This is a genomic window from Arthrobacter sp. GAS37 (genome assembly GCF_044908325.1).
Taxonomy (GTDB): Bacteria; Actinomycetota; Actinomycetes; order Actinomycetales; family Micrococcaceae; genus Arthrobacter; species Arthrobacter ramosus.
Window position 1 is genome coordinate 120,131 of sequence record NZ_JBIYDB010000004.1, and the last position, 12,498, is coordinate 132,628.

The window sequence follows — 12,498 nt, forward strand, 5'->3', positions numbered from 1 at the left end:
CCGCGTCGAGGCGGCACCGTTGGATCGTTTATGATCATCACTCATTCGGTGACCACCTCCAATCGGCGCTTTGCACAGCCAGGGAGGAGGCCGGGCATCCCACCCGGCGGTTGCCCCTCCTCGTAAGACCTTTGGCACTTCGCGGCGTGAACCCGGCATTCCGGGAGCCAATCGGGGCCACCCCTTAATGCCGGGGCGGCCTGTCCTGACCCGGGGCGTCTCTCGACGTTGGGGGTCGCTGGCATGTTTCCGCGAAGGAGCCTCAGCTAACGAACGGCACCTTGCTCAATATATATACCCCATTGTATCCGTATGAAACAATATAAGCATGGATGCAGATAACGCTGTGTGCGGACGTGAGCCGGACAGCCAGTACGTCGAGCTAGCTGTCGAGGTGTTTGCGATGCTCGCCGACGCCACCCGGGTCCGGATCATTCTTGCGCTGCGCGACGGCGAGTTGCCCGTCAACCAGCTGGCGGAACTGGTCCATAAATCCCAGGCAGCGGTATCCCAACACCTTGCCCGAATGCGCCTCGGGCGCGTCGTGACCACAAGGCAAGAGGGGACCCGCGTGTTCTACCGCCTTGCGAACGAGCACGTCCGCCAACTCGTTACCGATGCGATCTTCCAGGCCGAGCACTCCCTTGACGGAACACCCCGTCACCACCACGCCGACGTGCTGGATGAAGTTTGAGTCAGCAGCGTGCCATGGTGAGCCTCACCGGCGTCACGGCCCGGATCCCCGGCCACGGCACCTTCACCGTCACCGCGGAAGCGGCGATGATGATCGAAGACTTCGGCGGGTCCCTGTACTGCTACCAGGGCCACGGTGGCTGCCGCAAACAAGGGCTCTACTTTTCCCGTACTGAGCCCAAAAAATACCTTCGTTGCCTCCTTGCGGAAGGGCCCGGCCCAGAGTCCATCATCCGGAACGACACACAGGAAATTGCCCTCAGCGTCAGCCGTGATCTCGCACCGAAGCTGGACGGCGCCGTATTGCACTTCGGCAACTACAACAAAATGGAACGGTTCATCTGGTTATCTATGCCGGCCGTCACGGGACACCCTTGCGTCTGCCGCAGATCCATCGGCGCCCCAGCCGGAAAACGTTCGCCCTGCCTCGATGACTCAGGCGTCGGGCTCAGGGACGTCTGAATTAGTCGGACGCTTTATAGGAGTTCTTCCCGCCAGCGCATCCGCTGTGTCTTTAAAACACATGCGCCTGCGGCCTTGCTTCTCCCTCTAGCGGCGCTTGAGCATCACCGCGACCGCGGTCCCGATGCTCACTGCAACGGCGAGGACCCCAGATCCGGTCACGGCCTGACCACGCCACCCCTCCCATGGTGCGGCAGTCGGCAGAAGCACCACCGCAGCGATCGCCGCCAGCCTCACGTATGCGAAGACGTGCACTGCGAGGGTGGCAAGCCAGATTAGGAAGCTGACAATGTGCACGCGGATCAGGATGTCGGGGGCAGGCCAACGAAGAAGTGCGCCACGATCAGGCTGCCCAGGGTCGGAACGGTGGCAATCTCGGCCACCGACAGCACCAGCACCACGGCCCCTATCAGCGCGGTCAGGCGCTCGTTGCCGACGACGCCGGAGGGCTCACCTCGCGGACGTCGCGTGTTCCCTTCTGTCACGCTTTGATGTCCTGGCGTGGGAACACTACGGCGCTTACTGCCGCAAAGCCGAGAGTCCACAGCAGGGCTGCTCCCAGGGCCGCCGGATAGCCTTGGGGAGGGGTCGGACCCACCAAGGGCACCGTCGCACCCACAATGGTGTTGAACACCCGGCCTGGGAACCATTGGGTGACCTGCGGCAAAACCACCGCGATGATGCCTTCGACCACCAGGATGTAGGCCAGGGCGATCCCGACGCCGGCCGCGACCGAACGGGTGAGCACGGCGATGACCATGCCCAGAGCGCTCACCCCGATGAGGCACAGCGCCTCATTACCCAAGAACGCCAAAAAGACCTGCAGCCCCTCCGGAGAGGTCCACGCAGCCGTCTGAATCCCCTGGCCTTGAGCAACGACAAGGATGAATGTGCCGCTGATGAGCAGGGTGAGCAGCATCGAGAGCAGCACAAAAAGCACCAGCGCCAGCATTTTGCCCGCCAACCACCGCAGGCGGCGCGGCTCACAAACCAACAGGTTGCGCAGCGTCCCTTGGGACCATTCCGCGGCGAGGTTGGCTGTCACCATCACCAGCGCGATGGCAATGATCAGGGAACGGGCCTGGCCAATGATCGAAACCAATCCCTGAGGTGTGGGGAACGCAGCAATCAGGCCGGTCATCTCACGGCCGGTGGCTCCAGATGCGATCTGGTGGAACGTCAGATAAGCGATAAAGGTGCTCACCACCAGCATCACCCCCGCAACCGCCAAAACACTCCAGCGGTGGAACTTGAGCAGTTCGCTGCCAAACCCACGGAGCACGGAAATCATGAGCGGTCTCCTTTCAGCAAAGCCAGGAACAGCTGCTCGAGGCTGGCTTCCCTTACTCGGATGGCCAGGTCCGCCGCGCCGGCTTCTCTGGCCTGCCGGTTCAAGGTCTCGGCAAAACCGGCAGAACAGGCGATGCGCAAGACGTGGTCCTCCCGTGTGGCCGCGTAGCCGGCCTCGCCCGCGATCCCGGCCACCAGATCCAGCTGGACCGCGTCCTGGGCTTCGACCACTACCTCGACGCGTTGGGCCAGCAGGTCCCGGGCCGGCCCGCAGAACAGGGCTTTCCCCTGATTGAGCATGATCAGCCAGTCAGTGAGCTGTTCCAACTCACCGAGTAAGTGGCTGCTGAGCAGGATGGTTTTCCCTTGGCCGGCCAAACGGCGCAGCATCTCGCGTATCTCGATGATGCCGAGGGGATCAAGGCCATTGGCTGGCTCGTCGAGAATGAGCAGCTCCGGATCGGGCAGCAGGGCCATCGCCACCCCAAGGCGCTGCTTCATACCTAGAGAATACGTTCCGACCCGATCACGCGCCCGATCGGAGAGTCCCACCACCTCCAGCAGTTCGTTCACGCGGGAACCGGGATGGCCTCCAAGGCGGGCGAGCACCTCCAGATTGGTCCGCCCGGAAAGGCCCGGATAGAACGCCGGCGCTTCGACCAGTGCCCCGACGCGCGGCAGGTAGCGCTCGAATTGGGTGAGAGAGTGGCCCAGAACCGTGGCGCTGCCCGCATCCGGTCGCACCAGCCCCAGGAGCAGGCGAATGGTGGTCGTCTTGCCTGCCCCATTGGGACCGATAAAACCTGCGATGGCTCCCGCAGGCACGCGCATGGTCAGGTCATCGACGGCGGTATGCCTGCCAAAGTGCTTGCTCAGGCCATGTGTTTCAATTGCGAAGACTCCTGCGGGATCAGAGGAGAGGGGCATGGTCTACATCCGTGCGATTCATGGAAATAGTTCCTTTCGGGGAATGGACGGTCCCGCGCAATGAGGTCCCGCAGTGTCCACATAAGAAAGAATGTATCTTGAGGTACCGAAGGGAAGTGCCATGAGAACGAAACCGGCTGGAACAACGCTGCTCGACCGGACATTTCGGGTGAGCCTCGTCCTGAAAGGCCTCGACGGTGTTCTAGAACTGATCGGCGGCGTGCTTCTTTTGGTGGTGACGCCCCAACAAATCGGAGATCTGGTCCGGTTCCTCACCCAGCACGAGCTCGCCCAGGATCCGCACGACTTCCTGGCGAACAGCTTGGTGCATCTGAGCTCCAACCTCTCAGGTTCGGCGACGCTGTTCGGCGCGATCTACCTACTCCTGCACGGCTTGGTGAAAATCGTCCTTGTCTGGGCCGTCCTGAAGGACAAGCTCTGGGCCTACCCGTGGATGATCGCGTTCCTGCTTGTCTTCATCCTTTACCAGGGCTACCGGATCGCCGTCGCCTTCTCCTGGGGCCTTGTCCTCCTGACAGCCTTCGACATCTTCATCGTCTGGATCACCGCCCGCGAATACCGGCTCCACCGGGCACGAAATCAACAGCCCTCCGCCACATCCCGGCCGGCCGACTGAGGCACCCGCTCGCCGTCGGACATTCCCGAAAAGTCCTACCGATTATCCTGCTTTTGCGCGGGAAGAGGTTCTCCGGCCTAATAATGTCGGGGGTCCCTGGGATGCTTTGGTTATGGACGGAAACCGAGGAACACAGCTGATCGGAGCAGGCGCGCCTTCCGGCGGCGCCGGTCCGGAGGCTGCCGTGCCGGGCGTCCAGGTGCCGTGCCTTCATGTGGAGGATCTGATCGGTGCCGTGAACTCACTCCGGCCAGGCGCCGACAGTGCTGAACTGATAAACCAGTTGCGTGCCCTGGAGGATCTGAAGTCCGCCGCCGCGGCTTTGCAGGCGAGGATCACGGTCGCGTTCGATGCCGCCCAACGCAGCGCCGAGAAAGAGCTGGGCGTCCCGGCCGAGGAGCAGGGACGCGGTGTCGGAGCCCAAATCGCGTTGGCCCGGCGGGAGTCCCCCGCCCGCGGATCCCGGCTCCACGGACTCGCCAAAGCCCTCGTCACCGAAATGCCGCACACCCTCACCGCCCTCGACACCGGACAGCTCAACGAATGGCGGGCAACCCTGCTGGTGAAGGAAACCGCCTGCCTGAGCGCCGAAGACCGCTGCGCGGTGGACGAGGAACTCGCCGCCGACACGGGAGTCTTCGACGGCGCCGGCGACAAGGCCATCATCGCCGCGGCCCGGACCGCGGCCTACCGGCGGGACCCCCGCTCCGTCACGCAGCGCGCCAGCCACGCCGCCACCGAACGGCACGTCAGCCTCCGCCCGGCACCGGACACCATGACCTACCTGACCGCCCTCCTCCCGGTCGCCCAAGGCGTGGCCGTGCACGCGGCCCTGTCCCGGCACGCCGACACCCTCCACTCCTCCGGAGAGACCCGGAGCCGGAGCCAGATCATGGCCGACACCCTCGTCGAACGCACCACCGGCACCCCCGCCGGGATCAGCGGGGTGGAAGTCCAGCTCGTCATGACCGACCGCACCCTTTTCCAAGGCGAGGCCGAACCGGCCCGCCTGCCCGGCTACGGGATCGTCCCCGCGGCCTGGGCCAGGACACTGCTCACCGGCGACCCTGAGGGCGGTCAAGAACTCAAGCTCTGGCTCCGGCGTCTCTTCACCGCCCCTGGGACCGGGGACCTTATCGCCGCCGATTCGAGGGCGCGGCTGTTCCCGGCAGGCATGCGGCGCTTCATCCAGGCCCGCGACGACACCTGCCGCACCCCCTACTGCGACGCACCGATCAGGCATTTCGACCACATCATCCCCTGGCACGACGAAGGACCCACCAGCCTGGCCAACGGGGCTGGCCTGTGCGAAGCCTGCAACCACACCAAAGAACTCACCGGCTGGGCAGCACGAACCCGGTCAGCAACAACACGCCACGTCGTTGAAATCCGCACCCCCACCGGACATACCTACCGATCCACAGCCCCGCCCCTACCATGCGCCCGCGAGCCAGAAATTGAACCCGCGCGTTCCAGGCGCCACCGGCGGCGACTACGCAACCAAGCCAAGGCGCTGAAATACGCCCATCTCACGGAACTCCAGGCCGCTTGAATCGTGAAAAAGCAAGAATCCTTCGGGGCCCACCCCGGATCTGGTCATCGACGGCGGTCTGTGGCTCTTGATCGGATTACGGGCCCGCTGATCCGAAGCAAGTCGCTCGGCACCCGGGACGCTCACGGCCGCGCGGCTTTGCGCCGATGCGCTCGCAGGGCCTGGAAGATTTCGATGAGCAAGCGGACCGCGTGATATCCCACCACAACGGCAATGATCGCCGCGACCACAGGATCAAGCCAATAAAGGCCTTTCGTCACGTAGATGACGGCACCGGCCAGTGCGACTCCGGCCGCAGCCGCGGCATCGCCGGCGGTATCAAGAAGGACGGCACGCATGTTCAGATCGCCCCTGGCTTTGTTGTCGCCGTCACCGCCGAGGATGAGGGCACCCGCGAACATCACGACCGCAGCAATCCCACTGACAATGAGCACCGGCAGTCCGTGAACCTCACTCGTACCGGTGAGGAGGCGTCCAGCCGCGCCCACCAGAATCGCGACGCTCAAGATGAGCAACCAGCCAGCATTGACCCCTGCGGCCCACGTGGTGGCCATCGGATATCCCTGCGGACGCTGAGGGGTCGGGGCCAGCTTGGACACCCGGACGGCCAACAAGGACACCCCGATGGCTGCAGCATCGGCCAGGTAGTCCGCGCCCTCAGCGAGCACGCCCAGCGAGTTCGCCGAGATTCCCACAACAAGCAACCCGGCCACCAGCGCCAGGTTCAAAATCAGGACGACGCTCAGCCGACGGGTACGAGTCACCCCTTCAGGGTATCGATCAGGGAGCCTGCTACCCCTTGAAGACCGGTGCCCGCTTCTCCTGGAACGCCCGGAAACCTTCCGCGTAGTCCTCGGTCTTGCAGAGCCGCGCCTGCTCGTCGTTCTCTTCGGACATGGCGGCCCACAAACCAAGGCGCTGATCGCGGATATGGGCCACGAGCTCCTTGCTTGCCGTGAACGCACCGGTCGCACCAGCCGCGACCCGCTCCACGATGATCCGCGTGGCCTCCAGCAGAGCATTATCAGGCATGACCCGGCTGAACATTCCCTGTGCCACGGCCTCGGCGCCGCTGATCAGGTCCGCGGTGTAGATGAGGTCCAAGGTCCGGTGCATGCCCAGTCGCTCCGTGAAGTACCAGTGCCCGCCCGAGTCCAAGGTGGCGCCCAGCTTGGCGAACGGTGACCCGAATTTGGCGTTCTCCGCCACGTACACCACGTCCGTGGCGAGCAACAGGCCGAGCCCGACGCCGAGGCACGCGCCGTGCGCTGCCGCGAACGTCGGGGCTGGGAAGGCTGCCATCTTCTTGAGCAGCGGCTCCACGAGCCCGTTCAAGTACGCCTTCGCGTCGTCGCTCTCCGGCGTCACGCCGGCAATGTCGCGTCCCGCGCAAAAGGCGCGGCCCTCTCCGCGCAGAAGCAGCGCCCGCACCATCCCGCGGGAGGCGGCGGCAGCGGCGTCGTCGTACGCTTTATCCAGTTCCGCAAGCGCTGCCTCATCAAGCGAGTTCAGCTTTTCCGGGGCATTGAGGACAATTTCGGCGATGCCGTTGGCGATGGAGAGCTCGATCATTCGTATATTCCTTAGACGTCGAAATCGACCGTGACGGATTCACTCGTGGGGTGGGACTGGCACGTCAGCACGTAGCCCTTGTCCAACTCATCCTGCTCCAAGGCGTAATTCTCGTCCATGCTGACCGTCCCCGAGACCAGTTTGGCGCGGCACGTGCCGCAGACGCCACCGGCGCACGCGAACGGAACGTCCGGGCGGACGCGCAAAGCAGCATTCAGAATTGATTCCCGCGCGTGGGTGGGGCTGGCGACATCGCCGGTCAAACCATCCAGCTTGAAGGTGATCTTGTACGTGTCCTTCGACTCGTCCTCCACAACGGGTCGGCCGGCGTTGCCCTCGGGGCGGTCCGGGCGGCCGGTGGTGAAGAGTTCAAAGCGGACGTGCTCGGGCTCAACGCCACGCGCAGCGAGGGTATCCCGGCACAGCTGGACCAGCTCGAACGGACCGCACAGGAACCATTCGTCCACGTCCTGCGCGTGGATGGCGGTGCCCAGCAGTTGCTGGAGCTTCTCGGCGTCGATGCGTCCCGTCATGAGGGGTGCGATGCGCTGCTCGCGCGACAACACGTGGTGGAGCGCCAGGCGCGAGGGGTACTTGTCCTTCAGGTCCGCCAGTTCCTCGAGGAACATGACGTCCATGGCGGCCTTGTTGGCGTAGATCAGGTCGAAGCGCGTTTCCGGGTTCGCGGCCAGCAGGGTGCGGGCGATCGCGATCACCGGGGTGATGCCCGAGCCGGCGGCAATGGCCACGAAGGAACCGGCGTCCGAGAGCTCGCTGGCCATCTCCTGCGGATTGTTCATGGAGTTCATGACGTTCTGCTGGACTGTCTTGCCGTCCTTGCCATGCTTGGAAATGAACGCGCCCATGGGGCTCATGACGTCCAGCGTGTCGCCGGCCTTGAGTTCCGCATTCGCCCATGTGGAGAAGATGCCGCCCAGGTCCTTCTTGATGGCCACGCGGATCTCGCTGCTGCCGTCGGCGAAGCTGCGCGGCTCTGCGCAGATGGAGTAGCTGCGGCGGACCTCGTGCGGCTCGCCGCTCTCATCAGGAAGCGTGGTCCGCAGGGCTACGTACTGGCCGGGAAGATAGTCGTACTGGCCGGCGAGCTCCGCCGGAACATCGAACGTCACCTCGATGGCGTCTTCAGTCAGGCGGCGGACTTCCGAAACACTGAGGGAATGAAAAGACGCACGACGGCGGCCGGTGGCCTGCGCTTGTTCGGCTGCGGTCTGGCGGACAACGGGCATGTCGGATTCCTTACAGGACTTTGAAGTAGTCGAACGGTTCCTTGCAGTCCTGGCAGACGAAGAGCGCCTTGCAGGACGTGGAACCAAAGCGGGTAAGTTCCTTGGTGTTCAGCGAAGAACACTGGGGGCATTTCACGGCAAGGCTCAGGCGGACTTTGCCGGCGTGGCCACCGGCGGCTGCCCTGCCACTTGGAGGTGCGATGCCGTATTCCTGCAGCTTTGCCTTGCCGTGCTCGGTCATCCAGTCGGTGGTCCAGGCCGGAGCCAGGATGAGCTCGACGTAGACGCTCGGGTATCCCTCTTTGTGGAACGCGGTCTTGAGGTCGTCGCGGATGGCGTCCATCGCGGGGCAGCCCGAGTACGTCGGCGTGATGGTGACCTGGACCGCGGGGACCAGCCCGCCGTCGTCGAACAGTGCCACGTTCCGGAGGATCCCCAGATCCTCAATGGTGAGAACGGGAATCTCCGGATCGCAGACCGTGGCAGCAATCCCCCAAGCCTTGTGCTCGGCGGTTTGCTTGGTCTGGGTTGGGGTCTCTTGAAGGAACATGTCCACCACGGTCACCAGCTTGCACCGGGATGTTCGCGGGCAAGCACCTGCATCTCTGCGAGCAGGTAACCCAAGTGCTCGGAATGCTTGCCCTGGCGGCCGCCACCCAAGGATTGCGGGATACGTTCGAGATTGAGTTCCTCATCGAGGCCGGCTTCGCTCAGGATCTCGCCCGTGAGCTGGTCGAAGTCCGCGCGGAGGCTGGAGGGCTGCACGCCTGCTCCGCTTTCCGCGAGGCGGGCCGTGAGCTCGTCATCTTCGAAGAGCTCTTCGACGTACGGCCAGACGAGCTTGAAAGCCTGGACGATACGACGGCGGGACTCTTCCGTGCCGCCGGCAAGCCTGAGGACCCATTGGGCGCTGTGGTCGCGGTGGTAGTCGACCTCTTTGAGTGCCTTCGCGGCGATGGCCGCGATGGTGGCATCCGTGGATCCGGTCAGCCGCTTGTAGAGTTCGAACTGGTAGTAGCTCACGATGAACTGCCGGGCGATGGTGACGGCGAAGTCACCGTTCGGCTGTTCGAAAAGGTGGGCGGAACGGAACTCGTGCTCCCGGCGGAAGTACGCCAGATCGTCCTCGGACTTGTCCCATGCCGCACCGGCGTAGGTGAGGAAGGAACGGGCGTGGCCGAGCTGGTCGAGCGCGATGTTGCCCAGGGCGACGTCTTCCTCAAGCTCGGGGGCGCGGGAAATCCAGTGACCCAGGCGCTGGGCCAGGATCAGGCCGTCGTCGCCGATGCGCAAAGCGTATTCCGCGACGTCGTTTGTGGGTTTGACTTGTCCCTTGCGGATCTCGAGGGCGATGTCCTCGGGACGCAGGGCGTTCCCGGGGGTGATGCGCGTGGCGCTTGCGGAACCGTCTCCTGAGGCACCTGCTCCCCTGACGCCGACGGAGATGTCGCCGTGGCCCTCGATGGCGAAGTCCGGGTTGCTTGTTTCTGGCGTGCTCACAGGTGCTTCACGCCTTCGCTCTTGGTGTAGTACGTCGCGTGGCGGTAGTCCTTGCCCTGCGGAGACTCGAAGAAGGAGCCCTTGGAATCCGGGTCGCTCGAGGAAATAGCATCGGCCGGAACCACCCAGATGGACACGCCTTCGTTGCGACGGGTGTACAGGTCACGGGCGTTGCGCAGCGCCATTGCCGCGTCAGGTGCGTGCAAGGATCCGGCGTGGACGTGGGACAGGCCGCGGCTGGAGCGGACGAAGACTTCCCAGAGGCTCCAGGGAGTCTCGTGGGGTTCGTTGGCTGGGGTGCTCATGCTGCGTATTCCTTCTCTGCTTGCTTGCGGGCGTACTCGGCGGCCGCTTCGCGGACCCAGGCGCCGTCGTCGTGCGCTTCACGGCGGCGCTCAAGCCGCTGCGCGTTGCAGGGACCCTTTCCGGCGAGAACGTTTTTGAACTCGTTCCAGTCCAGGGGGCCGTGCTCCCATTTCTTGGTTTCTTCGTTGAAACGGACGTCCTTGTCCGGGAGCGTGAGGCCCAGGACCTTGACCTGCTCCACCATCATGCCGACGAAGCGGCTGCGGAGCTCATCGTTGCTGAACCGCTTGATGTTCCAGGCCATGGACTGCTTGGAGTTGGGTGAATCGTCGTCCGGCGGGCCGAACATCATCAGCGCCGGCGCGTACCAGCGGTTGACGGCGTCTTGGGCCATCTGTTTCTGGGCAGGCGTGCCGTTGGACAGTTCGAGGAGGATCTCGAAACCCTGGCGCTGGTGGAACGACTCTTCCTTGCAGATGCGCACCATTGCGCGTCCATAGGGGCCGTAGGAAGCACGGCACAGGGGAACCTGGTTGCAGATCGCGGCACCGTCCACCAGCCAGCCGATTGCGCCCATATCCGCCCAGGAAATCGCGGGGTAGTTGAAGATGGACGAGTAGCGGGCCTTGCCGGCGATCAAGTCGCTGGTCATCTTGTCCCTGCTTTGGCCGAGGGTTTCCGCGGCCGAGTAGAGGTAAAGACCATGACCCGCCTCGTCCTGCACCTTCGCCATGAGGATGGCCTTGCGCTTGAGGCTCGGAGCCCTGGAGATCCAGTTGGCTTCCGGCTGCATGCCGATGATCTCCGAGTGCGCATGCTGCGAGATCTGGCGGAGCAGGGTCTTGCGGTAGGCCTCCGGCATCCAGTCGCGGGGTTCGATGCGCGAGTCCTCGGAGATGATGCGGTCAAAGTACGCCTGACCGGCCTGTTCCCGCTCAAGCTCTTCGGGGGACAGCTCAGCGGGCACAGACTGCAGATTCTGCGATGCCATGGTTGCTCCTAAATATTTACCGACCGTTCGTTCAGAATATGCGGAAGGCGCGAGATGCGTCAAGCGTCCGGGCTGGCGGGGGCGGCGTCGACGGGACGCTCGCTCACATATATGGCCAAAAGCCGAAACGCTCGCTCAGATATATGGCCAAAAGCCGGAACGCTCGCTCAGATCATCTGAGCGAGCGTCTGGCCGGGAGGGCTTGTTTGTGAGCGAGCGTCTGACGGGGGAACGGCACAAAGGCGAGACGACAGCGCAACGGGCCGGCCGCCGTCGGGCGCCAGGAGACCGTTCCGGCACATCTACCGGGACGCTCGCTCAGATATAAGGCCAAAAGCCGGAACGCTCGCTCAGATCATCTGAGCGAGCGTCGGCCGAAAACACCCCAAAGGTGAGCGAGCGTCGGGGGGATTGGCGCTCAGGCCGACGCCGACGCCGGGGTCAAGACGGGCGGTGGGGCCAGTTGCTTCCGCGCCCAGCGGGCCAGCTTCTTGCCTTTGCCCTTCCACCAGTTGTCCTCATCCTTGTCGTGGTGCCAGCGGAAGATGATCATCACCATCACGAGGACGCCCATGGCCACATCCATCCAAGACCATTGGATTGCCTTAGCCAGCACGCTGACGCCCATGACGAGAATCGACGGCACCGCCAGGGTCCTGAAGATGGTGCTGGCCACAAAGCGCCGATGCGAACGCGGCACGGACAGGGCACGAACCATATCGAAACACAGGCAAACCACCACCATTGCTTGGCCCAGGTCCATCAGGATCAGCCCGGGCAGCGACCCCGCGAACATGGAAGCGGATTCCATCCCGGCGCTCAACGGACTGCCTCCGTCGCTGTGGGACGCGGAAAGGACGCGACAGGATTGCAGGAAACACACATACGGATAACCCCCAGAGACCAGGAACTGCGCTTGAGACCAACTGGGTTCCATTCAACCTGTTGGTTCCAGGGCGGGTCACGAGTAGTGGGTACTCTACTTTGCCCGCCCGGCTACTTGCACGGCGAGCGGTTACCCGGTCCGGGGGCTGGCTTACAGGGGCGGCTCTGAATTAGTGAAATATCCTGTGAGTCTAGATGTGTCTGGTCTGGGACTGGCTGGCAGGGTTGGTGTCGGTTGCCACGCGCCGCCCTACGCGTGCTGGTGGCGGCGCAGGACCAGATGAAGGTCGAACGGACCGCGAACGTGAACGCCTTGATCGCGCAGCAAGACCCGACGCGAGATCCGCGCTGCCTCAAACGCTACCTCTACCGGACTCTGAACACCCTCCACGTCCTATCCACGACGCCCTTGTGATTGATTTCCTGGCGTTGACGG

The 12,498-nt window shown here is 63.9% G+C and carries 17 protein-coding genes and 1 riboswitch; of the genes, 5 read left to right on the forward strand and 12 right to left on the reverse strand.

Annotated elements, in window-relative coordinates:
- Positions 1–109 precede the first annotated feature (109 nt).
- Positions 110–281: riboswitch (M-box (ykoK) riboswitch) on the reverse strand.
- Positions 282–328: 47 nt separating this feature from the next.
- Together ABH924_RS05560 and ABH924_RS05565 are read left to right on the forward strand one after the other, a co-directional pair.
- Positions 329–694 carry an ArsR/SmtB family transcription factor gene (locus ABH924_RS05560; protein WP_404497570.1) on the forward strand — a complete coding sequence of 122 codons (366 nt, stop codon included), beginning with the start codon at positions 329–331 and terminating at the stop codon, positions 692–694.
- Complete coding sequence (locus ABH924_RS05565; RefSeq protein WP_404497572.1) at positions 691–1,155, forward strand: peptidase; 465 nt, start codon at positions 691–693, stop codon at positions 1,153–1,155. The genes ABH924_RS05560 and ABH924_RS05565 overlap by 4 nt, the downstream gene beginning before the upstream one ends.
- A gap of 87 nt (positions 1,156–1,242) precedes the next feature.
- On the opposite strand, the gene ABH924_RS05570 is transcribed toward ABH924_RS05565, so the two are convergent.
- From ABH924_RS05570 to ABH924_RS05585, 4 genes are read right to left on the reverse strand one after another with little or no spacing between them, the layout of a single operon-like run.
- Entirely contained in the window at positions 1,243–1,452 is a 210-nt protein-coding gene (locus ABH924_RS05570) for a hypothetical protein (RefSeq protein WP_404497574.1), read from the reverse strand.
- A gap of 5 nt (positions 1,453–1,457) precedes the next feature.
- A complete protein-coding gene (locus ABH924_RS05575; RefSeq protein WP_404497575.1) occupies positions 1,458–1,640 on the reverse strand; it encodes a hypothetical protein in 183 nt (60 codons plus the stop codon).
- Positions 1,637–2,446: an ABC transporter permease gene (locus ABH924_RS05580; protein WP_404497577.1), complete on the reverse strand. Its 810-nt coding sequence runs from the start codon at positions 2,444–2,446 to the stop codon at positions 1,637–1,639. Before ABH924_RS05580 ends, ABH924_RS05575 begins: the two co-directional genes overlap by 4 nt.
- Complete coding sequence (locus tag ABH924_RS05585; protein WP_404497579.1) at positions 2,443–3,276, reverse strand: ABC transporter ATP-binding protein; 834 nt, start codon at positions 3,274–3,276, stop codon at positions 2,443–2,445. The genes ABH924_RS05580 and ABH924_RS05585 overlap by 4 nt, the downstream gene beginning before the upstream one ends.
- 217 nt (positions 3,277–3,493) lie before the next feature.
- On the opposite strand from ABH924_RS05585, the gene ABH924_RS05590 reads away from it, so the two are divergent.
- Positions 3,494–4,009, forward strand: coding sequence for a DUF2127 domain-containing protein (locus ABH924_RS05590; RefSeq protein WP_234748859.1), 516 nt, complete (start codon positions 3,494–3,496; stop codon positions 4,007–4,009).
- A 112-nt stretch (positions 4,010–4,121) separates the two neighbouring features.
- Positions 4,122–5,561, forward strand: coding sequence for an HNH endonuclease (locus ABH924_RS05595; protein WP_404497581.1), 1,440 nt, complete (start codon positions 4,122–4,124; stop codon positions 5,559–5,561).
- A gap of 122 nt (positions 5,562–5,683) precedes the next feature.
- Here ABH924_RS05595 and ABH924_RS05600 read toward each other — a convergent pair whose 3' ends face one another.
- The 8 genes from ABH924_RS05600 to ABH924_RS05635 all read right to left on the reverse strand — a co-directional run bounded on the left by ABH924_RS05600 (position 5,684) and on the right by ABH924_RS05635 (position 11,988).
- The gene (locus ABH924_RS05600; RefSeq protein ID WP_404497583.1) at positions 5,684–6,325 is read right to left on the reverse strand and encodes a cation diffusion facilitator family transporter; all 642 of its coding nucleotides are present in this window, start codon (positions 6,323–6,325) and stop codon (positions 5,684–5,686) included.
- A gap of 28 nt (positions 6,326–6,353) precedes the next feature.
- On the reverse strand, positions 6,354–7,133 hold the full coding sequence (locus ABH924_RS05605) for an enoyl-CoA hydratase/isomerase family protein (RefSeq protein WP_404497585.1): 780 nt from the start codon (positions 7,131–7,133) through the stop codon (positions 6,354–6,356).
- A gap of 11 nt (positions 7,134–7,144) precedes the next feature.
- A complete protein-coding gene (paaE, locus tag ABH924_RS05610) occupies positions 7,145–8,380 on the reverse strand; it encodes a 1,2-phenylacetyl-CoA epoxidase subunit PaaE (RefSeq protein WP_404497586.1) in 1,236 nt (411 codons plus the stop codon).
- Between the two features lie 10 nt (positions 8,381–8,390).
- Entirely contained in the window at positions 8,391–8,930 is a 540-nt protein-coding gene (gene paaD, locus ABH924_RS05615; protein ID WP_404497587.1) for a 1,2-phenylacetyl-CoA epoxidase subunit PaaD, read from the reverse strand.
- An 11-nt stretch (positions 8,931–8,941) separates the two neighbouring features.
- Entirely contained in the window at positions 8,942–9,880 is a 939-nt protein-coding gene (paaC, locus tag ABH924_RS05620) for a 1,2-phenylacetyl-CoA epoxidase subunit PaaC (protein WP_404497589.1), read from the reverse strand.
- Positions 9,877–10,185 (reverse strand): 1,2-phenylacetyl-CoA epoxidase subunit PaaB, encoded by a 309-nt coding sequence (gene paaB, locus ABH924_RS05625; RefSeq protein WP_404497591.1) that lies wholly within the window; start codon positions 10,183–10,185, stop codon positions 9,877–9,879. The genes paaC and paaB overlap by 4 nt, the downstream gene beginning before the upstream one ends.
- Positions 10,182–11,177, reverse strand: a complete 996-nt coding sequence (gene paaA, locus ABH924_RS05630; protein WP_404497592.1) for a 1,2-phenylacetyl-CoA epoxidase subunit PaaA — start codon at positions 11,175–11,177, stop codon at positions 10,182–10,184. Before paaA ends, paaB begins: the two co-directional genes overlap by 4 nt.
- 418 nt (positions 11,178–11,595) lie before the next feature.
- Positions 11,596–11,988 carry a hypothetical protein gene (locus ABH924_RS05635; RefSeq protein WP_234748847.1) on the reverse strand — a complete coding sequence of 131 codons (393 nt, stop codon included), beginning with the start codon at positions 11,986–11,988 and terminating at the stop codon, positions 11,596–11,598.
- Between the two features lie 309 nt (positions 11,989–12,297).
- On the opposite strand from ABH924_RS05635, the gene ABH924_RS05640 reads away from it, so the two are divergent.
- The gene (locus tag ABH924_RS05640; RefSeq protein ID WP_404497594.1) at positions 12,298–12,477 is read left to right on the forward strand and encodes a hypothetical protein; all 180 of its coding nucleotides are present in this window, start codon (positions 12,298–12,300) and stop codon (positions 12,475–12,477) included.
- Positions 12,478–12,498 lie beyond the last annotated feature (21 nt).